Raw genomic sequence first — 26,228 nt, 5'->3', positions numbered from 1 at the left:
TTGTTCTCGCACCGTTTCTCCACCGCCCTATGCCTATTTTGTTGTGGGATCGCCATTCCCCTCCTTGCCCCTGTCGCAAAGGCCACTCCGGTTTACCTCAGTCGTAGTCCGGTTGATCTGAGCCTATTAAAAGCGGGGATTAAAACCTTTTGGCAAACACCGGCCTGTGTGACCCAATCCACTTTGACCATCAATGGTTCCAGCACAGGGGTTTCATTTACTGGTAAAGCAAATCTCCAGGCCCTGAGTCAACTTCCGAATCAATTTCGGGTAGAGGTGGAATTTGCCCCCCAAGATACCGGCCAAAGTCAGCGGGTCGTCTTGGTGTCCGATGGGGAAACCTTTACCGCCTTTCGCCCCGACTTAAACCAATACATGCAGTCCCCCGCAAAGGATTTCCAAGGCTCTGATAATAATTTTTGGGTGGGATTTTCCACGCTTCTGTTCTTGTCCATGCCCCCAGAGACTCCAGCACTGTTCCAGGCCGGGACTGCCTCCAGTGAAACTCTGTTTCAGACGATTTTGCAGGAACTTCAAGCCCTTGACCTGAGCGAAAGTAAGGCCAAACTTGCGGGTCAGGAAACCGTTAAATTTAGCTTAAATAACAAAACTGATAATTTAGTCGCCAGTATTTATCTGCTGCCGCCCCAGGGCCGGCTAAAAGCGATTGATTTTGAAACCGAAAGCCAGGGAATTAAAATTCAAATCCAGGAGATAATCCAGCAACGGGATTGTCAGGCATCCATTCCCAACAGTCAGTTTAAGTTTCTATCCCCACCGGGCAGTCAGCAGGTCAAGAAGGTTGAGATTAGTCCGTTTTAGGTGTAGACAAAATAAATCCTGAGAATAAATTAAAATATTGGGGTTAGGACTGCATGAACGTGTGAGGACTCTGGCATCTCCCGCCAATGCCAAAAATGTCAGCCATGTCAAGACCCCCTGACTTCCGAAACATTTGTTATGATTAGGGCGTGCGTTCACATTGGAAAATTGAAATAATTTCAGTATTAGAGACTACAAATCTCTAGAAATTAACCCTCAATCCACCTGTGGCGGTTTAATGCCCAAAGAGGATGTCATGGTTCAAACATTACAATACTCCCTCCAGCTTGTTCAGGAAGAAGCCCGTTGCTTAGTTGAAAAAGGGGTCGTGAGTCGGCAACAACCTATCTATACGCTCTGTCAGTACGTCCCCGTGCGGGAATGGCCCTTGATTGAAGTTGAGCTTGAGCGATGTGACTTTATGCTCCGAGATCGCATTGGTGATCTGTTGGGGGGTGAATGTTGGGAAAATGATTAATTAATCATGCACTCCGCCAGCCTGTCCTAATTCGGTGCTGAGGGGAGAAGTGGTGGGGGAAATTTTTGAGTCATGATGTCACCCATTGAGAACTGAATCGGGGGCAGTTAAAAGCATCCAACTGGTAAGATTTTCATGAGTCAGAACAATTCCGATACAGCGTATTCTAGAACTTTATGGTACGATTCCCGAGATTAATGTGAGTCGGGGAGTCTCTAATGCCAGCCTTATCCCTGGATTTGCGGGAGCGAATCGTGAAGTCCTATGAAGAAGGAACAACCTCCATCCGCAAACTAGCTGAGCGGTTCCAAGTAAGTAAAACCACTGTCCACAAGCTAATTATTTTGAAACGGGAGACGGGACAACTTGCACCCAAACGCCCGAATGGTGGCAAACCTAGTCCCCTAGTCGGGAAAGAAGCAGAAGGAATGGCGATGGTGGTGGAACATCCAGACTACACCTTGTCAGAATATTGCCAGGAGTGGCTAGAGCGAACCGGGATGGATATTGCCGTAACAGTTGACTTAGGGATTGACTGAGTGGCTCGGTTCTGTTTCCGTGACTTGGAGTAGGGCAAATTTACCACTGTTACCATCAGGATTCATTTGGATTTGCCCGACATAGAACTGCCGCTGAATGACATCCCCATTGGGGGTGAACTTAATTTCCCCCAGAGGTGTGTCATAGGTGCCTTGGAGGAGTTGCTGATTGAGCTTTTGGCGCAATTCGCCGCGGGGCATGGTGGCTAGATCATTGGTTTTACCCAGAGCATTGAGAGATTCAACTAAGACTTGGGCGGCGGTGTAGGCCTGGGCACTGAATTGGGATGGGACTTGTTGCAACTGAGCTTCAAAGGCTTGCCGAAAGGTTTGATTGGTGGGGCTTGGATTTTCGGGGCTGTAGGCCTGGGCCACCAGAACACCATCACAAGCAGCCCGACAAACTGGAAATAAGTTAACGGTATTCACCCCATTCCCACCAATAATTAAGCCTTTGTAGTTTAGTTCTCGTAATTGGCGAATTAAATTGCCACCATCGGCAGCCAGGCCGGAGATCACGACCAAATCAGGGTTTAGGCGCAGGGCATTACTAACTTGGGACTGAAAATCCGTATCGGTGGTTTGCCCCTTTTGTACCGTGACAATCTCCAGGCCTTGCGCTTTTAAGGTTTTCTGGAAAATTTCGGTTTCGGAACGGCTAAAGGCATCATCTTGAGCATAAAAAACAGCCACCCGTTTAAGTTGCGGATTCAGCTTTAAGGCTGCTTTGATCGCTGCAGGGGCCACCACCGAGACAGGCGCAGAAACCCGACTGATAAACAGGCCGATTTCAGGAATACCCACTGCCGTATTGGAAGGAGCCACCACCGGTACACCCGCCCGCTCCGCAATCGGATCCGCACTAAAGGCCTGCTGGGACAGAGTTGGGCCGATAATTCCCAAAACATTGGCCTGGTTAATCAAGGTTTGAAAGGCATTGACCGCCCCAGCCTCATCGCTGCCCGTATCTTGAATGACCATCCGAATTGGGGGAGTTGTCAGTTTTTGGGCATTAAATCGGGTTTCTGCCACCTTGATGCCATTGAGAGACTCTTGCCCATAGAGGGAGGCATTGCCCGTTAAGGCTAAGGCTACTCCAATGGGTAACTCTGAGGCACTATTGCCAGCGCTGCTTGTTCCTTGGCTTTGGCTACATCCCCAGAGGGTGGTTCCCAATAAAACCAAACAGGATAGGTGCTGGACAGTACGGGTGAGGTTGGGAATTAAGCCGATTTTGACCATAGGAACTGGAGGGATCGCGTGACTAAGTTAAAGCTTCCCAATAATATAACTTTCGGTGTTGGCCCGCTTAGGCCGTGATGTTGCTGTTTGTCCTGGCCTGGTCGTGGAGGAGGGTTGCAGTTTGGTGGACACTTAACGGGGCGTAGAAAAGAAAGCCTTGGGCATAGTGACAACCAAGTTCCCGTAAGGCCTGGGCCTGGGTTTCGGTTTCGACTCCTTCGGCAATCACATCCATTTCTAAGCTCTGGCCTAAACTCAACATGGCTTGGATAATGTCACAACTGGCTTGGGAGGGGATTGGTTCTTCAAAATCCCAAAGTGGAAACACATTTGGGTCTAAACGCTGCACAAACGAACGATCTATTTTCAAGGCCTGGATGGGTAATTGATGCAGCCGACTGAGAGACGAGTAACCTGTACCAAAATCATCAATGTTCAAAAAGACCCCTAAATTTTGCAGTTGTTGGGCCACCCGTACCACCACATCGAGGCTCGTCATCATCGCAGTTTCAGTAATTTCCAGATGGAGGTATTGGGGCGGTACATTATAGGTTTCAAGAATATCGGCCACATCATTGACAAGATTACTCTGGAGAAATTGCTGGGGAGCTAAATTAACGCTGAGTTTTGGGACATTCCCAGGCCCTAAGGCTTGATACCACTGACTAAACTGGGCGGCGGCGGTTTTTAAGACCCATTGGCCCAGGGGTAAAATCAGGCCGGTTTCTTCAGCTAGGGGAATAAACTCAGCCGGGGAAATGACTCCACGAATTGGATGAAACCAGCGGCAAAGAGCTTCCAGTCCAATGACTTTCCGGGTTGCCAGATTGACGATGGGTTGATAGAACACTTGCAGGGCGGGTTGGGCTGGGGCCGAATCATAGGCAAAGCTGAGGAGGGGATCACTGGCCTGGGCTGTCAGGATGGCACTGCGGAGTTCACTTTCTAAACTCAGGGTAAATTGGGCTTCCAGGTGCATTTCTGGAGTAAAGGTCAAACACTGATGCCGCCCCCGCAGCTTGGCCTGGTACATGGCAATATCAGCATCCCGGAGTAACTCATCAGGTTGACTATAGGCTGCTGAACTCCAGGCCACGCCAATACTCAAGGTGAGTTTGATCAGATTGTCATAGATCGTGATTGGTTGTTCCGCTGTTTGTTGGAGTCGCCCAATCAAATGGTCTAAGTCTGTTCCAGGATTAATATCTTCAGCCAAGAGCACAAATTCATCCCCACTGAGGCGGGCTAGGGTATCGGTGGCTCTTAAGACCATTTGCAAACGTTCGGCCAAGGTCATGAGGATTTGATCACCGGCCTGGTGTCCCAAACTATCGTTAATCCGCTTAAACCGATCCACGTCAATAAACAGCAAAACAAAGGGGCAATCGGGATGGCGGCGGTAACGGTTCCAGGCCTGGTTCAGACGCTCTAACAACAACACCCGATTGGGCAGGCCAGTCAGAGAATCATAGAGAGCATCATGAATGAGCTGAAACTCAACTTTTTTGCGGCGGGTAATTTCACGGCCAAGGCACTGATATTCACGTAATTGATTGGTGCTGTCATAGAGGGCGCGCATTGTCCACTCATACCAGGCCTGGTCGCCATTGGGTAAATCCACATAACATTCAATCGAACTCACGGGATGGGCTGGAGTTAGAGCCGCCAGTTGTTGGGCAAACCGGGCTGTTTCCACTTCATTAAAAGGATGGCGCACGGCCTGGTCAAAATAACAATGATCAGCTTTCACGTCCCCAGGTTCGATCAGGTGGAGATAGCGACAAAACGCAGCATTAGCAAAGGTTAAAACCCCATCGGGGCTACAGCGATAAATGAGTTCGGTTTGATCCTCAACAATGGCCCGATAGCGCGCTTCCTGTTCTTTTAAGGCCGTTACTAATTTGGCGCGACTGACAGCAATCCCCACTTGGGTAGCCAATTGCTTTAATAGGTTGACTTCATCCTCCTGCCAGGCCCGCGGCTGTTGACAGTCCTGAGCAATCAAGAGACCTAATAACTGATCTTGATAAATGATGGGTACAACAAGGTTGGCCTGGACTTGAAATTGGGCTAAAAACTCCACATAACAGGGATTCATAGCCGAGTCGTGGATGTTCATGACCTGGGAAATCCGTCCCAAGCGATAAGGCCCGACCTGGGATGCCCCAAAACAGGGATCGTAAATGATTTGGTTGAGCAAGGCATAATCAGGATTATCGACCGCCTCAGCGACAATTTTCCCAGACCAATCGGGGAGGAATTGATAGACAATGACCCGATTCACATCCAGGAATTGGCGCACCTCATCCACGGTTGTTTGGAGAATTTTGGGCACTTCTAAGGACTCGCGTACCTGAATACTTAAACGTAACAGTAATTCAGTTAGGTCACTTTGGCGTTGACGTTCGGCTTCCTGTTTTTTCTGGGCCGTGACATCCTGTAAGTAAATCGAGAAGCCCCCTGGAGTTGGGTAAATATTGGCCAAAAACCAGGTTTGGGTATAGGGACAAAAGTATTCCACTTTTTGGGGCTGATGGTTACCCTGGGCTTGCTCGATGGCCTGGAAAAAAGCCGTATGCTGCAGGTCTGGAAAGACATCCCAAGGGGTATGACCCAGCAATTGTGCCCGCGTTAGGCCTGTTCTGTGCTCGAAGTTACGATTGACATAGGTGAGCAGGCCTTGGTGATCCACGGAAATAAAAGCATCAGTTGTACTTTCCAAAACTGAGCTTAATTCCTGGTTGACTTCAGCTAATTTGGCTTCGGCAATCCGGCGATTCGTAACATCTTGGAAATAAACGGCTAACCCAAAATCAACCGGATAGGCTTTGACATAAAACCACCGCCCCAGGCCTGGATAAAACTCTTCTAACTCTACGGGAATCTGTTCAGAGAGGGCCTGTTTAAATTTAATTTCAAAGGGCGTTCCCAGGGCATCGCTAAATAATTCCCAGATATTACGACCAATGAGTTGCTCCTTGCTGATGTTAACAGTTTCTACAAACTTTGAGTTGCAGTAGGTAATTTTCTCATCAGAACTGAGGTTAAAGAAGCCATCGGTTGTACTTTCTAGAACTGTTGTTAATTGATTATTGATTTTGGAAAGCTGCATCTCGGCCAACTTCCGCTCAGTAATATTCTGAAAATAAGTCGAGAGGCCTGATGCTGTTGGATAGGCCCGTACCGCATACCAATGATTCGTCCCTGGATAAAATTCTTCAAATTCTACGGGAACCTTTTCCGTCATGGCCCGCCGATACTCAGTCTCAAACAGTGTCCCCTGAACATCCGTAAATTGCTCCCATAGGTTTTTCCCTAAAATTTCAGCGCGCTTGATGCCAAGTATTTCTTCAAAGTTCTGGTTGACGTAGGTGATACTCCAGTCTTGATCCACGCTAAAAAAGCCATCAGTCGTACTTTCCAAAACCTGAGTCACGGTGGCATAGGCTTCTTCGAGTTTCAGGCGCGCCTCTTTTTGTTCGGTAATATCCTTCTTGACATCAAAGCAACCCCGAATCCACCCCCGTTCATCGTAAAGACAAACAAAATTACAATCCAGCCACATCCAAGAACCATCTAGGCGTTGTAAATGCAGTTCAGTTTGAAATCGTCCCAGATTAAACAGAGCCTTTAAGACCCGCCGCCCCGTATCCAAATTGTCTCGGAAGAAGTCACCAAAACACAGACCTAAGAGTTGCTCGCGTCCAGCCCGATACATCGTACAAGTGGCATCATTAACTTTCGTAATTCGCAGATTAAACAGGGCATATTCAATCGCGGCTTCCCGATTGGGTTCATGTTGCCAATTCAGGGGTCTGGGTAATAGTTTGAAGAAACAAGCATCTAAGGATTGACTAAAAAACGTTTCTAAGAGTTGTTCATTGGCATTGAGTTGCTTTTCAACTAAACGGCGTTGGGTAACATCGCGGGAGGTGGTAATAATGAGCAGGACATTCCCCGCTTCATCGAGAATCGGCCGACTTAAGGTTTCTAGCCAAATGTAGCCCCCAGATTTTTTCCGCATCCGGTAAGTAATGCAAACATTAGTCACACCCTCTAAGGCTAAGGCATGGGGGCCGGCACGAATGGCTTCAACATCATCGGGATGAAACAGAAAATAGGGGGTACTACCCACTAACTCTTCCGGGTCATAGCCCAATAAATCTTTACAGGACGGCGTTAAATATAAATAGCTGCCATCCGGCTCATGCACACAGATTAAGTCATCGGTATGCAAGGCTAAAAGTTGGGCGAAATCTCCAATTAGGTCTGTAAACATTCAAGTTGATACCATCTAATATTCCAAAAATATTTAAGATATTAAAGTGATAGAACTATTTATATATGTCTATGGTAGGCCTATGGAACTGGAGGGGCCAACACCGGAAAAGTTAGGATAGAAACAACTTAGAGAACACATATTGAAATTTTTTATCGTATATATTGATTTTTTTAATAGTGTGAGCTATACTACTCATATACGAAACCATACGCAAAAAACTACAGGCCAGGGCTTAACTGATAAAAGTCTTAACGTTGAATAGGGTGTTATTGATCGCGGACTCTAGGCAACCACTTGGCTTCAAGCTTTCTCCCGTCAGTTGTGACCGCTTAAGTCTTTCTACCGCCTAACACTAATGGCATCCATATCAATCGGAGCAATAATGTCCCGCAATGGCAACGACCGAGTTTCTCCACTAAACACATGGCATTGATAGATTTGCTGTTCTGTCCAATCCAAGGCCGTTAACCAACCACTGCGGCGATGATAGGCTCCGGTATCAATATCAATCCAACCAGCACCAGCAGCCACCTGGCCTGGGGCAATACCTGGGAGCGTAAAGGTAATCGTATGGCCCACGACAATTACTTTTTCTGGAAAATAAGGCGTTTGACTGGCATGAAACTCCCGCCGTACCCAGCAAAACTGGTAATGACCTTGCACATCCAGAGGAAGATGGGGATCCACGCCAGCATGCACGAGCCAAACATCCCCCAGATCTAGGTAGAGGGGGAGTTCTGCCATCCAGGCCAGATGTTCTTCCAATTGGGCATTACTGCGGTAACTATTCAGAGTTTCTTCCCCACCACAGGATGACCAGGCCAGCAGGCTACTCGGATCACTATCACTAGCCAGGGCCGCCAACATCATGTCTTCATGGTTCCCCAAAAGGCAGACATAGCCCCGACTTTTCACCAACTCCACCACCGCCGAACTATTGGGGCCGCGATCCACTAAGTCCCCCAGAAAAAAGATTTGATCTGATGGTTCAGGGGCAATGAACGCCAAAAGGTTGGTGAGACCCAAATAGTGTCCATGGACATCACCAATAAAAATTCTGCGCGGTTCCATTGCCAAACAACTATTGGGGAGATGGGGCTAAGGATGTGAGCGGCTCTCGGGAGGGAACTTTAACGGTGTTCTCATAATTCACATTAGGGAGGGTATTCACCGTCAGGACTTGGGGGGGAGTGGCATCGGGCGGATAAAGAAAATCAATCTGGGCCATACGAGTTTCCCCCGGGCGTAAATTTAAGATTGCCAAGGAATCACCTAACTGTCCCCGCCGTTGGACTAAATGGACAAACCGCACCTGTTCTTGGCCGAGATCATCAAGGTAAACGACCCGTACCGTCCCCCGGAAAAACACCTGTGGGGCTGGCGGATTCATAAACTGGAGGCCATTGGGATTAAAGTCATCCTTGAGAGGGGTTTGCAGAGTTAAGTTGACGGAACGAGTTTGCTGAGTCGGGTTATGGAGGGGAATAGTCACACTGTAATGCACCCCATAGTTACCGTGGGAGTAGTAGGCTGTATCGGGATACCGGACTAACATCGGCGCGCTTTGGATTTGTCCAGTTCCCAAGGTGCCCCGCTGGAGGGTACTAATTCCGTAGGAGATGGCCTGGCCGGGGTTGGGAATTTGTAGATAGTTGCGCCCATCGTCCGTCAGTTTTGCCAACCATTGAGAACCTCGACTGACCCCCGCAACTCGGCCGTAGAAAAAGCGAGCTCCATAGGTTTGAGTCGGAGGAGTGGGGGTAATATCCCGCGGACTCACGAGCCGACCATGGTAGAGCATCCCTTGCCACTCGTCTAGGGTGGGCGCACGTTCACTCCCATCGGGGTTGGTGCGGGCATACATGGCCATATGGGCTAAGTAAAGGGGGCCGTCACTGTCGAGATACATCAAGGTGGTGCGGCCATTGGAAGATGAAACAGCGCCAAAGGGACTGACATCGGCAATCAGGGGAGCTTTGGGATCCACATAGCCCTGCTCATTGACTCTAAACTCCTGTTGGGCCCGCAACGCGGCTGCCCGAGGGTTACTTTTAGGCAAGGGCAAAATCAAATTGGTGAGCATTCGGCTTTCCCCCGGCGGGATGATCACTTGGGTTGGCCAGAAGGTTTGGCGCACTCCCCGGAGAATTTGATTTGTGGCTCGACTGCCAGGCCCCGAAAAGACATAACCAATGGGATTATCGGCAATGGCAGGTAATGAACGGAACGGAGCATCGGGGGTGCTGAGGAAACTGGCGGCCTGGAGATAGCGCACCGTAATGGTTTGACTGGTGGGATTAGTGGCTAGCAGGCCCAGGTATAGGGACGGGACATAGGCCGCTGAATTGGATTGGGTGACATGGTGGGCAAAGACATCGAATCGCCCTTGCAAGGGATAGTTTAAGTGGGCCCGGGGGTCTGCTTTGCCTTGATTCGGGAATGTTGACAGCAGTATTCCTTCACTACGAACCATTTCTGGGCTGTTACTGTTAAACACCGGCACATCATCAAGTTGTCCGGGTAGCGGCCGTACCTGTTGGGGAATAAAGGCAATCCCATTGGGAATGGAGGGAACGGCCGGGACTGGGACAGAAGGGACAGGTAAGGGGGCGGCAACTGGAGAGTCAGCGCGATTGATGGAGTTAGAGGTCAGGGTTGTCGGCAGTGGGGCGGGATTCGGCTGAACAAACTGAGCAACAGGGGTAGAGCTAGTGGCTGTTGAGCGGGTAGGGGTAACAGAAAGGCGTGGGGCCGGGAACTGCTGGCGCTCCAGTCCAGGAATTTGCTGAGGAGGTAAGTTGGGCGTGGCCTGGGCCAAAACAACAGGAAGAAACATAACCTAACCATTCAATCTACGGCAGCAAAATCACCAAATCTTCACCCCCAATCATGAGGGAGAATTTAGCTTCCAAAAGTATAGCCTAGGACTTCCCATTCTAAATTTTTATTTTGCATCAAATCACCGCGACCACCGTAAATCAAGATTCTGTTACCCAGCCCTGCGACTCCCGATGACCATACCTGATTTACATCCGGTCAAGAATTTTTAGTCCCAGTAAACCTAGTCCCAGTTCTAAGGTTTGGGCCGTCAGTTGACAGAGGGCAAGACGAGAGGTGCGTTCTGGTTCAGGGGAATTTAGGACAGGACACCGATCATAGAACTGGTTAAATTTCTGGCTTAACTCAAATAGATATTGGCACAGGCGACTGGGGAGGAGTTCCTGGGTGACAAGGGCTAAAAAATCAGCAAACTGTAATAAGTGCTTAGCCAAGGCTAACTCGGTTTCATCCCCTAGGCAAAGGTGGGAAGCGGTCGCCAAGCCAGTAACGTCAATCTCTCCTTTGCGCGTGATTCCTTGGATACGGACATAGGCATAGATCAAGTAGGGAGCCGTGTTGCCCTGGAGCGAGAGCATTTTGTCAAAGCTGAAGACATAGTTGCTGTGTCGATTTTGGCTGAGATCCGCATATTTTACGGCCCCAATGCCGATCGTTTTGGCCACCGTTTCAATAAAGTCTGGGGATTCATGACGGCCTTCTTGCTCTAAGCGGGTTTGTAAATCAGCCCTGGCCCGATCAATCGCTTCATCTAAGAGTTCCTGGAGGCGGATCGTATCTCCAGAGCGGGTTTTCAGGCGTTTACCCTCGGCCCCTAAGACCAGGCCAAAGGGAACGTGCTCCACTTTTATGTGTTCGGGTAACCACCCAGCCCGGCGAGCCACTTGAAAGACTTGGGCAAAATGGCTGGACTGGCCAGCATCGGTGACATAAATCAACCACTGGGCCTGGTCTTGAGTGACACGGTAACGAATCGCCGCGAGATCGGTTGTGGCATAGTTAAACCCGCCATCGGATTTTTGAATAATTAAGGGTTGCGGATCGCCGTCTTTATTGGTGAAGCCCTCTAGGAAAACACACTTTGCTCCTTGATCTTCCACAAGCAGGCCCATAGTCAGCAGATCAGAGACAACCGCGGACAACATTGGATTATAGAAAGACTCGCCCCGTTCCGTCAGGTGAATATCCAACAGATCATAGATTTTCTGAAACTCCCGCCGCGATTGTTGGCAGAGTAATTCCCAGGCCTGGCGACTTTCCGGATCTCCCTGTTGCAATTTCACCACTTCGGCACGGGATGCAGTTTGAAAGTCTGGTTCCAAGTCAAAACGCTGCTTGGCCTGTTTATAAAAAGAGACTAAATCTCCCAAGTCCAATGCATCAGGAGTGGTTAAGGCATAAGGATAGGCGGTGCGTAAATGGGTAATCAACATCCCAAACTGTGTGCCCCAATCCCCGACATGGTTCAGCCGCAAAACATCATGGCCTTGAAATTCTAAAATCCGGGCAATGGCATCCCCAATAATCGTGGAGCGCAGATGACCCACGTGCATTTCTTTGGCAATGTTAGGACTGGAAAAATCCACAACCACCCGCAATGGAGCCGGAGTCGGTGCAATCCCTAAACGTTGATCCCCAAGTTTTGCTGTCAAGGCCGCTGCGAGATAACTGGGTAATAATCGCAAATTGATAAACCCCGGCCCGGCAATTTCTGGTTCCTGACAAATATCCTGAATCTCTAACTTTGATACCAAGGCCTGGGCCAGTTGACGCGGGTTTTGCTTGACGGCTTTGGCGAGAACCAGACAGATATTCGACTGATAATCTCCAAATTGTGGTTGGCTGGCGGGGGCGACCAGAATTTCCGGTAACTCAACCTGATCCCCCAGAACATTCTCAAGGGCAAGGTGAAACCGTGACTGAAGTTGTTGCAGCGGAGTTGTCATGGTCTAACCCGTTCAATAGAGCTTGAAGTCTGATCCCAAGGAAATCCTGAGTCAGCATTTTGGATCATACCGTCACTCGCAAAGCTCTTAGTTGCTCCAGTCGTTCCTTTGCTTCCAGTTCTGAGATGTGCTCATAGACAATATCGTTAGCTTGACCGGGTAAGGGTGTGAGATGCTTTATTTCCCCGGAGATAATAGATAAAGGAATGGGCCTAGGTGCAAATGCTGGACATGAGCCATCAAGATTAAAATGCCGACAGACCCGACAACCAAAGTAATTACTCATCTAACCCTCCAATGCGATATGGGGCAACCTGCTCGGGGTGAAAGGCGACAACATACTTTAAATCAACAATTTCCACGCCATCAAACCCTTGGTTCTGCAATAACGTTGTCAAGAGGCTGCCACTGTTGTCTCCATAGGGGTCAATCCCATTATCATCCATAAACAGTAAGGCTTCTTGGTTGGTAGCAAAGGCCTTGGGCTTGTTCATTTTGAGCCGGGCTTCAAGAATTACTGGGCGTGAACGATATCGAGCCACTTCCTGCGCAATTAAACGATCCTTGGATAAATAAAAGCCTTTGCCGTAGTTTGCAGATTCATTTCGTTCAATCTCAACACCCTCTGTGAGAATTTTTTCAGCATCTAGCCAATCCGTGCCGTGATAGAAACGTTGGCCAAAGTAGTAGCTACCACTTGTATAACATTCTGCTTCTGCCTCGGTCATGATCATTTTTTAGACAGCTATTAGTCTGATTTTTGTCATGATCCCTGACTCAAGTTTTGGGGAAAGACTTTACCAACTCCTTGGCTACCCGCTAATAGCTTCAATCAGAAATGACTAGGTTTGCTTATTTGACTCAAGAGCGTTTCCAAGTTCAATGGCTCTGGCCTGGGCAGCTTGGATAGTTTTGATTAAGGCTCCTCGGACTCCGGCAGATTCAAGCACACTTAAACCTGTGATTGTGGTTCCTCCCGGACTGGTGACTTGATCCTTCAACTGGCCTGGGTGAAGATTTTTTTCTTGCAATAATTTGATTGTGCCGGACATTGTCGCTAGGACTAATTTCTGGGCAGTCGCTCGCGGTAATCCTACCAAAACCCCGCCATCGGTTAGGGCTTCCAAAATCAAGGCAGCAAAGGCAGGCCCCGATCCGGCAAGAGCAGTAACACTATTCAGCAGTTTTTCGGGAACGGTGATCACTTCCCCAATGACTTTGAAAAAAGTTTCGGCCTGTTGGAGTTCTTGGGCGGTTAAGGTTGGCAATCCGGCGATGGCTGTGATTCCGGCTCCAACTAAGACAGGGGTATTGGGAACGGCCCGAATGATCCCCCGGCCTGGAAAGGCTTGTTCGAGACTGCCAAGATTGATCCCCGTCACGATAGATAGTAATAAACCGGAACTCACGATGGGGGGATCCAGTTCTTGGAGAATATCTGGGAAAACTTGCGGCTTAATACTGAGGAGGAGAGTCGGGGCCTGGAGTAAATCGCGATTGGTAGGAGCAATTTTCACCCCATAGGTTTCCCCTAACCAGGCCTGGCGTTGCCCCGATAATGCGGTGACTATGACCTGATCCGGCTGATAATATCCCTGAGCCAAGAGGCGACTGAGAATAGCTTCGGCCATCACACCACAGCCAAGAATCCCCAGTTGGGGCAGGGTTGTCATAGGACGTTCATCAAATCTAACAAGATAGATTGCGGTTACATGGCCACCGCAGTATTCCAAGCTGGAGCCGGAGATGAGAGGGGCTGGCTTTGGGGGTGGGGGACTTCCCGGACAAGACCGGCCTGGGTACTCACTTGGACACAACTGGGCGTAAATAGAAAAATGCTCTCACCAATGCGCTCTTGATGGCCATCAATGGTAAAGGTAGCACCAGCAACAAAGTCCACCGCCCGCTGGGCCTGTTCAGCATCCATCATCGTTAGGTTCAGGACTACAGATTTACGATCTTTGAGGGATTGGATCACCTGGGGCATTTCGTCAAAGTTGCGCGGCTCCATGACGACAACTTCTGCCACAGCACCCCACCAGCGATTTCCTGGCATCCCCACAACATTGTTGGCCGGATTATTTATGGAGTTAGCTGCGGTTGAGGCAGTGGTGGGAGCTTGATAAGTCGAAGTTGGATCAACCTCAGGGTGAGAATAAGCTTGACCGGAGTTAAGGGTTTCTCCGAGGGAACTGTAGGGACTAGTACCAACACTCGCGCCACCAGTTTGACTAGAGACGGGTGAGGTCTCTTGGACATCGTCCTCGTAATATGTGGATGAATCTAAGCCAATCAATTCCTTAAGCTTGTTAAACATAGCGACTTATTGCATACTCCCTGGCGATGAGACGGTTGATAACCCTTGGCTTCAAAAATCTATGAGGAATATGGTAGCAGGGAAATCCTCAAGTCCAGTATCTGAAGTCAGGGAAACTGATCAAGAATCCAATCTTTCAGTAGGTTCGGAGTTTCCGACTCGTTCATTCATCTCATAGAACCGCAAATTTGTGGCTCAGCGGGTTCATAGAAAAATTTTACTTCGGCTGTTGGCGATATTACATCATGTTTACCTAAATGTCAGGTGTCTTTTCATTAATCTTTAATATTTTGTTAAGTTATAGCCCAAGTCTCTGCTTTGCAGATGGCTCCATAGGAAGCATTTGCGGTTTTCAGAGGAGAAATGAAGATTGCTAATATTTATCCAAATAAATAATTACCCAGATATTGCCTAATGAAGATTTTCTAAATTTGCTGCTTGACAGTCCTCAACAGGTCAGGTCATGCTCTGGCGTTTTTAAGGGATACTGCGTGGGCCAAAAATCACCTGACCCAAGCGAATCATGGTTGTCTGGGCTTGGAGGGCGAAGGGATAATCACTGGACATCCCCATAGAAAGCTCCTGAAAACTAAGGTGCTGCCAGGCCTGGTGTTGCCATGTTTCTGCTAGGTTATGGAGTTCCTGAAATACCAGTAATTGTTCAGCAGGTGTTAACCCCAGGGGCAGGATTGTCATCAGACCCTGAATGTTTAGCTCAGTTAACTGATCTAGCTCGGGCAGGGCCGCAGTTAATTCAGAAATCGTCCACCCATACTTTTGGGGATCAGGCCGGAGTTTGACTTGGAGGAGGAGTTTGGGGGAGTTTTGGACTGCGGGGATCAAGGCCTGGAGGCGCTGGGCCAATTTCAAACTATCCACGGTATGAATCCAGTCAAAGGTTTCGAGGGCTGCACGAACTTTATTGGCCTGGAGGTGTCCGATAAAATGCCACGTGATATCTGTCAGATCCGCCAGTTCTCCCCGCTTGGCTTGGGCCTCTTGAATCCGATTTTCCCCAAAATCACGGATTCCCGCTGCATAGGCCTGGCGCATCATCTCTGGAGAGATATATTTACTGACGGCAATCAGGCGGACAGAGGCCGGAACCCTTTGGCGGAGGGTAGCAATGCGCTGGGCGATACTGGCCCCAGAATTACAATCAACCACGATAGCATTACCGATATAGAGTCAAGCAGGCTCCAGTTAGGGGAAAGCTAGAACGTATTGCTGGAAGAGTCCGAGATTTAAGCATCGTTTGGGGTAACTTCGACACTAGGATTTAGAAAAAGTAACGAGAACTAAAGAAAGGTTTGTTTATGGACTTTTTGGAGTTGATCATACTCAGCCCCTCGCCCTAATCGACGCAATAAACGTAAGCGGGCTTCCACCATCATCCGGGCATCGCTGCGGCCCACAGGCTCAAACTCCAGGCCATCCGGGCTGTGACTCACAACAAAAAAGAGGCGTTGAGCATAAAGTGTGGTGTAAAGTTCACGTCCACTCTCCACCGGACAGACACTATATAACAGGCCAAAATTGGGGTGACTAAGGTAGGTTTCGTTGGACATTGACGATTGAGCCAAAATACTCCCGCAAAGTTATTCAAGAATGGAAACAAAAACGAAATTGGGCCGTCAAGCGAGAGGAGAGGATGGGGCAATATGGATTTTCTGGAATGATTAGTCGATGGAAGGTAAACCCAAGCAATTAAATTAAAATTTGCTGAAACTGTTCAGATTATACAGAAGTCCTGCACTCAACTCGGAACGATTCCAGCCTTTTTCAAAAACCTTTAGAAAAAGTTTTGGGGATCAACATCCAAACCCAATCGTACATGTCCTGGACAGAGTTGCCGGAGTGCGTTGACATCTAAAGGAAAGGGTGGGCATTGCCCGGATTGGCGGTGATTAAACTTGAGAAGAATCTGCCAGCGGTAACGTTGAGCTACTTTGAGGATGGGGGCGGGGGCAGGGCCGAGAATGTCCACCTCAGAACTATCTAAACCATTGAGTTGCTGGCAATGGGTACTGACGGTTTGGGCGGCCAGGGCCACGGCTTGGGGATCAGGGCTACTGAGGCGAATTAAGAGGAGTTGGCCATAGGGGGGATAGTTGAGGGCCTGGCGCTGTTGGAGTTCGTCCGCAGCAAAATCCCCATAGGCATAGGCTTGCACAGCCTGAATCACTGGATGTTCAGGGGTGTAGGTTTGGAGGATGACCCGGCCGGGTTTATCCCCGCGACCAGCCCGCCCCGCCACTTGGGTCAAGGTTTGAAAGGTGCGCTCCCCGGCCTGAAAATCGGCAAAATGGAGTAACCCATCGGCGGTGAGAATCCCGACTAAATTGACATTCGCGATATCCATGCCCTTGGTTAACATTTGCGTCCCAATCATGACTTGGGCTTCTTGACGAGTGAAGGCCTCCAGTAACTGGCGGTGGGATCCTTTGCGTTGGGTTGTGTCGCTGTCAAAACGAATCACCTTCAGGTCGGGCAGTCGTTCGTTAAGCTCTTGGACGGCTCGTTGGGTGCCACCCCCAAAGGGTTTGAGGTAAGGGGATTGACAACTGGGACATTGTTGAGGCTGGGGACGGCTGAAGTTACAGTAATGGCAGCGAAGCACGGGGGCTTGTTGGGGATCGGGCCAATGGTAGGTCAGGGAGACACTGCAATGGGGACATTCCAAGGCAGTTCCACAACTGCGGCAGGAGACAAAGGTGCTGTGACCGCGTCGATGGATAAATAATAGGGCCTGGCTAGAGGTGGGTAAGTTTTCTAGGGCAGAAAATAAGGTTCGGCTAAACATGGAGCGATTGCCCTGGTGGAGTTCATCCCGAAGATCAACAATTTCAATCGGGGGTAATGGGCGGGCTTGGATGCGCTGGGGGAGGGGGAGATAGGTTAGTTTATCCTCTAGTCTTTGCTGCCAGGTGGCCAGGCTGGGGGTGGCACTGCCTAAAATCAACGGACAATTTTCTAACTCCGAGCGCCATTGGGCCAGGGTGCGGGCATGGTAGCAGGGGGGAGGCTGCTCTTGTTTGTAACCACTGTCATGTTCTTCATCTAAGACCAAGATGCCGAGGTTGTGCAGGGGGAGAAAAATTGCTGAACGGGTGCCAATGACGAGGCGGGGTTCTTCCAGTAATAGTTGCCGCCAAGTGTCATAGCGTTCTCCCTCGCTTAATGCACTGTGATAAACCAAAACCTGTTCGCCAAAGATGGCCTGAAACCGATCCAGCATTTGCGGTGTTAAACCAATTTCGGGGACTAAAACTAGGGCAGATTGACCCTCGGCAAGGCGAGGCCGAATAGCTTGGATATAAACTTCGGTTTTGCCAGATCCGGTAACTCCATGTAGCAAAAAGGTTTGGGATTCTGTGGTTGCGTTGATTTGCCCTAGGGCTTGGGACTGGTCAGACGTGAGGGTTTTAGGGATCATTGCTGCTGTCGCCAGGCCCTGTTCCAGACGTAGTTTTTGCCGCAGCGTGATGGTGACATAGCCCTTTTGTTGCAGGGTATTTAAGGTGGCTTTCGAGGTTTGACAGGCCTGGAGGAAGTCTTGGAGCCAGAGTTCCCCCCCAGATTGTTGCAGATAGCTGAGAATCTCCTGCTGCCGGGACGTAAGCTGCTCCCCTGAGGCTTGAATGAGAATCACCGCTTGTTGTTCCTTGGCCTGGGGTGGACTGGGGGGGCGCAAATAACTGTTGACAAGACCCTGTTTCAAAAGTTCTGCCAATGGGGCCTGGGCGCGGGGAATTTTCTGCTGAATATACCGCCAACTGTAGTCACCCGTGGGGCTGGCCTGTAAAAGAGTTAAGAGTTGTTGGGCCTTGGGGGACAGAGCGATAGTCTGGCTGGGCAGCGGTAGTCTGAGGCAAATCCGGCGTTGGGAACGTTGCAACAGGCCTGGGGGTAGGGCCGTTCTCAGGACTTGGACGAGGGGGGTGTAATAGTAGGCCGCAGTGCGCTCCAGCAGTTGCCAATAGGAGGGACTAAAAAAGCGGGGCTGGATAACTTCCGTAATGGGGCGAATCTGCTCAGGGGATAGGTCTGGGGGAGGTTGATCCAGTAGTCCTATCACAATGCCCCCTACTTGCCCAGGCCCAAAGGGAACGGTCACTAAATCACCCGGCTGCACAATCAGATCTGGGGGTTAAGCATAGGTAAAAACTCCGGTATTCCCTGGACAGTCGAGTAATACATTCAGCCAAGGTGGGGAAGACATAAAAGAAGGAAAGAGGGAAGAGAAGTGAGTTAATCAAGATTTCTGGGGAGCCAGTCATGTCCAGCATAGGCACTTAACCAGGCCTGGAGGATTGGGGGTAGTTCACAGTGGTGGCGAGTTTGAATGTCGGGGTAAATATGGCGAGTCCGGGCCTGGGGAACCAAAGCATTTATCTCAGGGTCGGAGGAGACGATGATGTTTAAAAAACACGCCATGAACACGATGAAAACCCTAGCCCTACTAACAACTTCGCTGGGCTTAACCTTAACCACTCGTGTTGTTCCCGCCAATGCCCAGTTAAATGTGAATGTGAATCTCCCCGGTGCCCAACCTCAGCCAATTTATCTGATTCCGCCCCAGCCACAAATTCAATATGTGCCTCCCCAGCCCTATTTTCACCATTCCTCAGCTCGGTCTAAACACAACCGGGCCCGTTATGCCCGGCCACCCGTGCAGTATATTTATCCCCAAAGTCGTTCCGGGGTAACGATCTCGTTTTAGGGTTGCTGCATTTGTTGGGGTCTATCTTTGTTCTGTCCCACTGGCCTGGGGGTAGAGCCGTTCTTAGGACTTAGATGAGGGCGGTGTAGCAGTAAGCAGCGGTGCGTTCCAGCAGTTGCCAATAGGAGGGACTAAAAAAGCGGGGCTGGATAACTTCCGTAATGGGGCGAATCTGCTCAGGGGATAGGTCTGGGGGAGGTTGATCCAGTAGTCCTATCACAATGCCCCCTACTTGCCCAGGCCCAAAGGGAACGGTCACTAAATCACCCGGCTGCACAATCAGATCTGGGGGTTAAGCATAGGTAAAAACTCCGGTATTCCCTGGACAGTCGAGTAATACATTCAGCCAAGGTGGGGAAGACATAAAAGAAGGAAAGAGGGAAGAGAAGTGAGTTAATCAAGATTTCTGGGGAGCTAGTCATGTCCAGCATAGGCGCTTAACCAGGCCTGGAGGATGGAGGGCAGTTCACAGCGGTGGCGAGTTTGAATGTCGAGGCAAACATGGCGAGTCCGGGCCTGGGCCGCAAGTTTTTCATCTCGAAGTCGGATGACCTGGAAATTAATTTCATAGCTGAAAGAATCAATTTGCTCTGGTTTGATGCCAATATTTAGATGATCCCCGCAGACTAGGGGTAACTTGAAATTGACCTCAGCATGGGTAATCGGTAAGGCTAAGCGGGGAAAATTGGCCATCTGGGGCAAGACAATTCCCTGATGCAAAAGGGAATCCTCATAGGCCTCATGGCAAAAATTTAAGACATTGGCAAAATAAACAACCCCTGCTGCATCCGTATCAGCAAAGCGGACAATTCGCCCATAGGTCATAGTGATCAAGTATCCAAATAATCATGGAAATCTAAAGAAATTGTAAATTTCAGTGACTCCCCCCTTAACTTTTGCAATTATTAAGTTAATTGAAATGAGGTCAGCCCATAAAGACCTTAACCATAAATCAACTCTAAATACTTTGACGAAATGCTGGTTTCCTACCTGGGGATCAGCATTTTGTTTATGGAAAGCCTTGATCCCTAATTTTTCCTCTAATTTACAGGCCAGGCCTGGTCACAGCCCCAAAGGTAAGGATTGAGCCGGGCGCATCTGGGAAGTGGGATAATAGCCTCTGCCAAAACTGTTGATTGAATTGTGGGCACAGAGAGGTGGCTATGGAGTCCCAGGGTAACAAGATTGTCATCAAAATTGGGACTTCAAGTCTGACACAGCCAGCATCGGGACATCTGGCCCTGGCCACGGTTGCCCGTTTAGTGGAAGTCCTCTGTCAATTGCGCCAGGGGGGCAACCAGGTGGTCTTAGTCTCTTCTGGGGCCGTGGGAGTTGGGGCAGCCCGGTTGGGATTAAAGGCCCGCCCCCAGAATTTAGCACTCAAACAGGCCGTTGCGGCGGTGGGACAGGGGCGACTGATTCACTTCTATGATGATTTTTTCTCCGTTTTGGAGCAACCCATTGCCCAGCTACTCTTAACCCGTCAAGATTTAATTCATCGTCAAGGGTATATCAACGCTTACAATACCTTCCAAGCATTACTCGAATTGGGGATCATCCCGATTGTCAATGAAAACGACACGGTGGCCGTAGAAGAGCTTAAGTTTGGGGATAACGATACCCTCTCGGCCCTGGTGGCTAGTTTAATTGAGGCAGATTGGTTATTTTTGCTCACAGATGTCGATCGCCTCTATTCGGCTGATCCCCGGCGGACTCCAGCGGCCCAACCCATTTCCATTGTCCATCATCTCGATGAATTGGCCGCTTTATCCGTAGAGATTGGGGGGCGAGGCTCGGCCTGGGGAACCGGCGGCATGGCCACTAAAATATCAGCCGCAGAAATTGCCACCGAGGCTGGGGTGCGGACAGTGATTACCGATGGGCAGCAACCGGAAAACATCTTAAAAATCCTCGGTGGGGAAGCTTTGGGAACCCAATTTATGCCCCAGGCCAAACCAGTAAATGCCCGTAAACGTTGGATTGCTAGGGCCCTGATTCCCCAAGGACAACTCCATTTAGATGGGGGGGCAATTCGGGCGATTCAAGGGGAGGGGCGATCTTTATTAGCTGCGGGTATCAAAGGGATTGCCGGAGTCTTCCAGGCCGAGGACGCGGTGCAAGTATGCGACTTAAGCGGCACTGAGATAGCTCGGGGATTAGTTAATTACAACAGCAGCGAATTAGCCCTGATCTGTGGCCAACATTCCGAAGACATTCCCAAAATTTTGGGTTACGCCGGCCCCGACACCGTCATTCATCGAGATAATTTAGTCATTTTTTAAGGGCCGCAGTCGGGTTAGGGGTTCCCTTGACATTAATATGGAAATCCATTGTCCCCCAGGCTTGGGCACTTTCCCCTGTAGCACGGGTTAATCAGATTCTGGGTCAAGATGGAGAAATGTAACGCTTCTGTAAACAATTGCCAACTCAGAGGGGAGGTTCGCTACGATGCTTAAATGAGTGTCCGCATATCTGGAACGACAGCGATACAACCATGGTTAATACTTTAACTAAGCCTGAGTTTGATGAAGTCCGGCCTGGGGTGAAAGCACCGGCCCAAGAAACGATTCTCACTCCCCGGTTCTATACCACCGATTTTGAGGCAATGGCCCAGCTTGATGTCACGGAAAATCAGGCCGAGCTAGAAGCGATTTTAGCTGAGTTTCGCACGGACTATAATCGCCACCACTTTGTCCGGGATGAAGACTTTGAGCAGTCCTGGGAGCATATTGATGGGGAAACCCGGCAGATGTTTGTGGAGTTTTTAGAACGCTCCTGCACGGCTGAATTTTCTGGATTTCTTCTCTATAAGGAACTGAGTCGCAAACTGAAGGGAAAAAATCCGATTTTGGCCGAGGGCTTTTCCCTCATGTCTCGGGATGAGGCCCGTCATGCTGGCTTCTTAAATAAGGCCATGTCCGACTTTAATTTGTCCCTGGATTTAGGCTTTTTAACTCAGGTGCGCAGCTACACCTACTTTGAACCAGAGTTTATTTTCTACGCAACCTATCTATCAGAGAAAATTGGCTATTGGCGGTACATCAAAATCTACCGACATTTAGAAGCGCACCCAGAGGATCGGATTTACCCCATCTTTAAGTTCTTTGAAAACTGGTGCCAAGATGAAAACCGTCATGGGGACTTCTTCGATGCGGTGATGCGGGCCCAACCGAAAATGCTGGATCGGCCTCGGTCGCTGTGGCAAAAGCTGAAAGAAATTCCTCGCTCCTTTTCTGGCAAGGCCTGGAGTCGCTATTTGATGGTCTCCTGGGTTCCCCCCAAACTCTGGTGTCGGTTCTTCCTCTTGTCTGTTTTTGCCACCATGTACCTGAATGACCTCCAGCGGTCGAAATTCTATGCTGCCATTGGCCTGGATGCGCGGGAATTTGACAAGGAAGTGATTAAAGAAACCAATGCCACCGCCGGGCGGGTCTTTCCAATTGTCTTAGATGTGGATCATCCTGAGTTTTATCCCCGTCTCGAGGCCTGTGTGGAAAACAATGTCAAGCTGAGCGAGATTGCCAATAGCCAACAACCCGGCCTGGTCAAGTTCTTCCGCAAGCTCCCCCTCTATGCAGCCAACATGGGGCAACTACTCAAACTCTTCCTGTTACCCCCGCAAGAGGTTGCCGTAGGCTCTGTAAAGTAACGAACTGTAGCGATAAATCGCTTTATGTAACGCTCGTGATTTGGTCATGGGCGTTTTTTTGGCTATTTTTTATTGGGCTGAAACTATGATAAGTAATTTGGGATCAATCAAATCCTCAGTCAATCGAAGAACATTGCTGATCTGACGACTCTAATCCTCAGTTTAAGAAAATTATGAGCATAAGAATAATAAATTTTTGATTGCAAAATGTAACGACATTCTGAAAAGATTCTAAAAGTTGTTTTCCAGGCCTGTAAATCCTCAACTGCCCTCTTGATAACCCCTTGAAGCTGTGATCAACTGAAAATCCCTCCTGAACCCTTCCCTAGGATGGAGATAGAGGTATCTTTTTACTACGGAGTTGATCCCCAATGGAACACGCTTCGATAAATGTCTCAACTTGTCGATTTTGCTCTCACTATGATCCCCAGGGTCGGCGTGGGGGTGAATGTCGGCAATTGGGGGTTCCAGTCAAGGGATATTGGCGCGCCTGTCCTCTAGCAATGGCCGCATTTACAGCCGATGGCCCCAAGCCATTCCCGGTCTCCATTCTGCCTCAGGCCAGGATTTCGACTCTCCCCGAACCCAAATAGCCCCAAATCGCAATGACCTTAAATCCTGCCTTACCGCTGCTGTTTTGATTTTAAGAATTTATTAAAAACTTAGCCCCACTATTGACCTAAATAAGCTGCTAACACATCAGGATGCTGTTGGATCTCCTGGGGAGGGCCTGCGGCGAGATTTTTTCCTTCTGCCAAGACCCAGACGTTGTCACACAGGGACATAATCACATCCATATTATGTTCAATAATCAAAAAAGTTACACCCTCTTGATTCCAACATTGAATATGCTCACAAATTTGTTGGATTAAGGTCGGATTGACCCCAGCAGCAGGTTCGTCAAGTAAAACAAGTCGGGGGCGGTGCATCATGACGCGGGCTAATTCCAGGAGTTTTCGTTGTCCCCCTGATAAGCAACCGGCATAATCATGGGCTTTGGTGGCTAATCCGACACAGGCCAAAATTTCCCAGGCCCGTTGTTGTAAGTCCTGTTCTTCTTGGCGAATTCGCTGGGGCTGTAACCAACCATTCCAGAGTTTTTCACCAGACTGATGAGGAGCAGCGAGGAGCATATTTTCCATCACCGATAAACGGGAGAGGACGCGGGCGACTTGAAAGGTGCGTAACAGACCTTGGAGGGCAACCTGGTGGGGCTGGAGTTGATTAATCGGTTCACCATCAAAAATCACGCGACCGCTATCGAGGGGTAAAAAATTACAGAGCAAATTAAAGAGGGTTGTTTTACCCGCACCATTCGGCCCAATTAACCCAGTAATGCTCCCGGCCTGGACAGAAATACTCGCCCGCTCTACGGCCTTAATCCCGCCAAAGCTTTTGCAAATATCCGTCGCGGTTAACAACGGGGCCTGGGGAGCCAAGGTTGCCGTACCAGATTGAGCCGGTCGGGTTAAATCACTAGCGTCCAAGGGTCAGTTCCTCTTTTTTGCCCAAAATACCTTGGGGCCGCCACATCATCAAGATGATCAGTAACAGTCCGATAATCATCACCCGCAAGGCATCTAATTGGCCGCCGTCTAAGGGTAAAAATCGGGTCAGGGTACTGTAAGCCCAAAATAGGGTTGCACCAATCAAAACACCAACATTGCTCCCCGCCCCCCCCAGAACTACAATTGTCCAGGCCTGGAACGTGAGCAATGAGATAAACCCATCAGGGTTAATAAAGGTCAACTGCCAGGCATAAAATGACCCCGCTAGACCGGCAATCGCTCCCCCTAACATTAAAGACTGCAACTTATAGGAAAAGACATTTTTGCCCAAAGCTTTAGCCACTTCTTCATCTTCCCGAATCGCCTTAAGTACCCGCCCCCAAGGAGAACGCACCCAGGTTTCCAACTGCCAAAAGACAATCCCTAAGACAACCAACAACAGCCACAGCAAAACCGCTTTATAGGTAAACTCCCATAGGCCGGTGACAAAGGCTCGGTACAACATCCCCACCAGGCCAGCCACCAAGGTATTGACACCCCAAAGCCAGAGCCATTCTCGCCGAAGACTACGCCAGTGTCTAGGATTAACATAGCGTAGGGATAAAAGCCCAACCCCGACAGCCCAGCAGAGCAGAGCAATCAGCAGCCACAAAACCTGAACTCCCCGGCCGGCCAATAGTTGATCAATTAAACTCCAAACGCTCCACTCCAGGCCAACTAAGGTCAGCAAATAGGCCCCTAAAATGCCCGCCCCTCGTCTAGGTTGATTAACCCGCAAAGGCAGATCAATCATGCCCCCTAACCATTGCCACCAGCGCCAGCCCCCCAAGCTTGTAATCCCAGTTAAAACAAGGATCATCCCAACTACCCAAAATCGCTGTGGTTCCCAGCCCTCTAAAGGTAAGGGATAGCCATAGACCCCCCGCGCTCCACGGGTTAGCCATTCCTCATTCAGAGCAATCAGGCGAATGATTTCAGCAGTCCCAATGGTGACAATGGCTAAATAGTCTTCCCGCAGACGCAAGGTAGAAAAGCCCATAATTACCCCCAAAAGGGCTGAGAGCAACATTCCAGCCAACACAGCCAAAACGAGGGGAACGTTCGCCAAGCTTAGGAGCACTGTTGTATAGGCTCCCACTGCCAAAAAGCCCACATGGCCAAAATTAATCAGTCCCGTAAAGCCCCAATGCAAACTTAATCCCAAACTAAAGAGGGCAAAGGTGGCAGTAAAAATTCCTAAGGAAACTAAATATCCAACCATAGGGGCAAAATGTCCGTGAAGGAAAGGTAAACCGTTAAAAAAGTTTCCAAATTTATTCAGGATTGACCTAAGGATACTACGCCATTTTGGTGGCCGAATTCAGGGGTTCATTTCTGAGTCATCCCTGGTGCTGGTTTTCGGGCCTAGGATCAGGATAAATTTCCAGGCAAGACTGGGGGCTTTCTTAAGGGTTGGCAGATTTTAGGAGAGTAAACTAAGTAAAAATGCTTACCCTACCTAGGGTTTATGTTTTATGAGAGCATCGCCATCAAACTTGATATTTCGTAAGAATTCCGCTATCACGTTAATATGCACGTCCACCCTGCCCTAGGGATTTGGGTTGCATTAGCCTGTGGCCAAGCTCGCTGATTGCCGGATCAACGGACTACTGCGGTGGTTGAAATTCTTCACAGGTCTTTTTATCTTGATATAAATCTCGTCTTGAAGTGTAAATTTGTGTCCGTCTTGGCCCACCAAACTGGGTGAAGATAGGTAACAGCACTTTGAGCATCCTTGCTAGGGAAACTTAATATCTGCAAGAGGGTTTAATTCCATGACCATAGCAATAGGGCGCGCACCAGCAGAGCGGGGGTGGTTCGACATCCTCGACGACTGGCTTAAGC

The 26,228-nt window shown here is 49.3% G+C and carries 24 protein-coding genes; 7 read left to right on the top strand and 17 right to left on the bottom strand.

The window, feature by feature from the left end; all coding sequences use genetic code 11:
* The 3 genes from RIF25_RS10435 to RIF25_RS10425 all read left to right on the top strand — a co-directional run bounded on the left by RIF25_RS10435 (position 1) and on the right by RIF25_RS10425 (position 1,839).
* On the top strand, positions 1-822 hold the full coding sequence (locus tag RIF25_RS10435) for a LolA-like protein (protein WP_322878479.1): 822 nt from the start codon (positions 1-3) through the stop codon (positions 820-822).
* A gap of 256 nt (positions 823-1,078) precedes the next feature.
* Positions 1,079-1,300 (top strand): DUF4327 family protein, encoded by a 222-nt coding sequence (locus tag RIF25_RS10430; protein ID WP_322878478.1) that lies wholly within the window; start codon positions 1,079-1,081, stop codon positions 1,298-1,300.
* Between the two features lie 218 nt (positions 1,301-1,518).
* Complete coding sequence (locus RIF25_RS10425) at positions 1,519-1,839, top strand: helix-turn-helix domain-containing protein (RefSeq protein ID WP_322878477.1); 321 nt, start codon at positions 1,519-1,521, stop codon at positions 1,837-1,839.
* Here RIF25_RS10425 and RIF25_RS10420 read toward each other — a convergent pair.
* The 13 genes from RIF25_RS10420 to RIF25_RS10360 all read right to left on the bottom strand — a co-directional run bounded on the left by RIF25_RS10420 (position 1,825) and on the right by RIF25_RS10360 (position 18,901).
* On the bottom strand, positions 1,825-3,081 hold the full coding sequence (locus tag RIF25_RS10420; protein ID WP_322878476.1) for an ABC transporter substrate-binding protein: 1,257 nt from the start codon (positions 3,079-3,081) through the stop codon (positions 1,825-1,827). The two genes, RIF25_RS10425 and RIF25_RS10420, sit on opposite strands and share 15 nt — an antisense overlap.
* A gap of 67 nt (positions 3,082-3,148) precedes the next feature.
* Positions 3,149-7,360: a sensor domain-containing protein gene (locus tag RIF25_RS10415; protein WP_322878475.1), complete on the bottom strand. Its 4,212-nt coding sequence runs from the start codon at positions 7,358-7,360 to the stop codon at positions 3,149-3,151.
* Positions 7,361-7,702: 342 nt separating this feature from the next.
* Entirely contained in the window at positions 7,703-8,434 is a 732-nt protein-coding gene (locus tag RIF25_RS10410) for a metallophosphoesterase family protein (protein WP_322878474.1), read from the bottom strand.
* 10 nt (positions 8,435-8,444) lie between these two features.
* On the bottom strand, positions 8,445-10,199 hold the full coding sequence (locus RIF25_RS10405) for a DUF3370 domain-containing protein (RefSeq protein ID WP_322878473.1): 1,755 nt from the start codon (positions 10,197-10,199) through the stop codon (positions 8,445-8,447).
* A gap of 190 nt (positions 10,200-10,389) precedes the next feature.
* Positions 10,390-12,147: an arginine--tRNA ligase gene (gene argS, locus RIF25_RS10400; RefSeq protein WP_322878472.1), complete on the bottom strand. Its 1,758-nt coding sequence runs from the start codon at positions 12,145-12,147 to the stop codon at positions 10,390-10,392.
* 64 nt (positions 12,148-12,211) lie between these two features.
* The gene (locus RIF25_RS10395) at positions 12,212-12,433 is read right to left on the bottom strand and encodes a hypothetical protein (RefSeq protein ID WP_322878471.1); all 222 of its coding nucleotides are present in this window, start codon (positions 12,431-12,433) and stop codon (positions 12,212-12,214) included.
* Positions 12,426-12,881 carry a hypothetical protein gene (locus tag RIF25_RS10390; protein WP_322878470.1) on the bottom strand — a complete coding sequence of 152 codons (456 nt, stop codon included), beginning with the start codon at positions 12,879-12,881 and terminating at the stop codon, positions 12,426-12,428. The genes RIF25_RS10395 and RIF25_RS10390 overlap by 8 nt, the downstream gene beginning before the upstream one ends.
* Positions 12,882-12,989: 108 nt before the next feature.
* Positions 12,990-13,820: a pyrroline-5-carboxylate reductase gene (gene proC, locus RIF25_RS10385; RefSeq protein ID WP_322878469.1), complete on the bottom strand. Its 831-nt coding sequence runs from the start codon at positions 13,818-13,820 to the stop codon at positions 12,990-12,992.
* 35 nt (positions 13,821-13,855) lie between these two features.
* Positions 13,856-14,464 (bottom strand): cell division protein SepF, encoded by a 609-nt coding sequence (locus RIF25_RS10380; protein ID WP_322878468.1) that lies wholly within the window; start codon positions 14,462-14,464, stop codon positions 13,856-13,858.
* A 477-nt stretch (positions 14,465-14,941) separates the two neighbouring features.
* Positions 14,942-15,631 (bottom strand): YggS family pyridoxal phosphate-dependent enzyme, encoded by a 690-nt coding sequence (locus tag RIF25_RS10375; protein WP_322878467.1) that lies wholly within the window; start codon positions 15,629-15,631, stop codon positions 14,942-14,944.
* Positions 15,632-15,762: 131 nt separating this feature from the next.
* Positions 15,763-16,032, bottom strand: coding sequence for a transcriptional coactivator PipX (pipX, locus tag RIF25_RS10370; RefSeq protein WP_015125130.1), 270 nt, complete (start codon positions 16,030-16,032; stop codon positions 15,763-15,765).
* Between the two features lie 224 nt (positions 16,033-16,256).
* Complete coding sequence (priA, locus tag RIF25_RS10365; protein WP_322878558.1) at positions 16,257-18,602, bottom strand: primosomal protein N'; 2,346 nt, start codon at positions 18,600-18,602, stop codon at positions 16,257-16,259.
* Between the two features lie 113 nt (positions 18,603-18,715).
* Complete coding sequence (locus RIF25_RS10360; RefSeq protein ID WP_322878466.1) at positions 18,716-18,901, bottom strand: hypothetical protein; 186 nt, start codon at positions 18,899-18,901, stop codon at positions 18,716-18,718.
* Here RIF25_RS10360 and RIF25_RS10355 point away from each other — a divergent pair.
* Complete coding sequence (locus tag RIF25_RS10355) at positions 18,882-19,187, top strand: hypothetical protein (RefSeq protein WP_322878465.1); 306 nt, start codon at positions 18,882-18,884, stop codon at positions 19,185-19,187. The two genes, RIF25_RS10360 and RIF25_RS10355, sit on opposite strands and share 20 nt — an antisense overlap.
* A gap of 70 nt (positions 19,188-19,257) precedes the next feature.
* On the opposite strand, the gene RIF25_RS10350 is transcribed toward RIF25_RS10355, so the two are convergent.
* Both RIF25_RS10350 and RIF25_RS10345 read right to left on the bottom strand, forming a co-directional pair.
* A complete protein-coding gene (locus tag RIF25_RS10350; RefSeq protein WP_322878557.1) occupies positions 19,258-19,467 on the bottom strand; it encodes a primosomal protein N' family DNA-binding protein in 210 nt (69 codons plus the stop codon).
* A gap of 134 nt (positions 19,468-19,601) precedes the next feature.
* Positions 19,602-20,012 carry an acyl-CoA thioesterase gene (locus RIF25_RS10345; RefSeq protein WP_322878464.1) on the bottom strand — a complete coding sequence of 137 codons (411 nt, stop codon included), beginning with the start codon at positions 20,010-20,012 and terminating at the stop codon, positions 19,602-19,604.
* Positions 20,013-20,350: 338 nt separating this feature from the next.
* Here RIF25_RS10345 and proB point away from each other — a divergent pair, with 338 nt between their 5' ends.
* From proB to RIF25_RS10330, 3 genes are all read left to right on the top strand, one after another.
* Positions 20,351-21,469 carry a glutamate 5-kinase gene (proB, locus tag RIF25_RS10340; RefSeq protein WP_322878463.1) on the top strand — a complete coding sequence of 373 codons (1,119 nt, stop codon included), beginning with the start codon at positions 20,351-20,353 and terminating at the stop codon, positions 21,467-21,469.
* A 212-nt stretch (positions 21,470-21,681) separates the two neighbouring features.
* Entirely contained in the window at positions 21,682-22,836 is a 1,155-nt protein-coding gene (gene acsF / locus RIF25_RS10335; RefSeq protein WP_322878462.1) for a magnesium-protoporphyrin IX monomethyl ester (oxidative) cyclase, read from the top strand.
* Between the two features lie 371 nt (positions 22,837-23,207).
* Complete coding sequence (locus tag RIF25_RS10330; protein ID WP_322878461.1) at positions 23,208-23,429, top strand: hypothetical protein; 222 nt, start codon at positions 23,208-23,210, stop codon at positions 23,427-23,429.
* 78 nt (positions 23,430-23,507) lie between these two features.
* Here the strand turns inward: RIF25_RS10330 and RIF25_RS10325 are convergent, their stop codons facing one another.
* Both RIF25_RS10325 and RIF25_RS10320 read right to left on the bottom strand, forming a co-directional pair.
* On the bottom strand, positions 23,508-24,275 hold the full coding sequence (locus RIF25_RS10325; RefSeq protein WP_407682393.1) for an ABC transporter ATP-binding protein: 768 nt from the start codon (positions 24,273-24,275) through the stop codon (positions 23,508-23,510).
* 37 nt (positions 24,276-24,312) lie between these two features.
* Complete coding sequence (locus RIF25_RS10320; RefSeq protein ID WP_322878459.1) at positions 24,313-25,605, bottom strand: branched-chain amino acid ABC transporter permease; 1,293 nt, start codon at positions 25,603-25,605, stop codon at positions 24,313-24,315.
* Positions 25,606-26,228 lie beyond the last annotated feature (623 nt).

Origin of the sequence: Pseudocalidococcus azoricus BACA0444, assembly GCF_031729055.1 — a bacterium.
GTDB classification, from domain to species: Bacteria; Cyanobacteriota; Cyanobacteriia; order Thermosynechococcales; family Thermosynechococcaceae; genus Pseudocalidococcus; species Pseudocalidococcus azoricus.
Note: the sequence above shows the minus strand (reverse complement) of the source record. Positions and strands in the feature narration are given on the sequence as shown.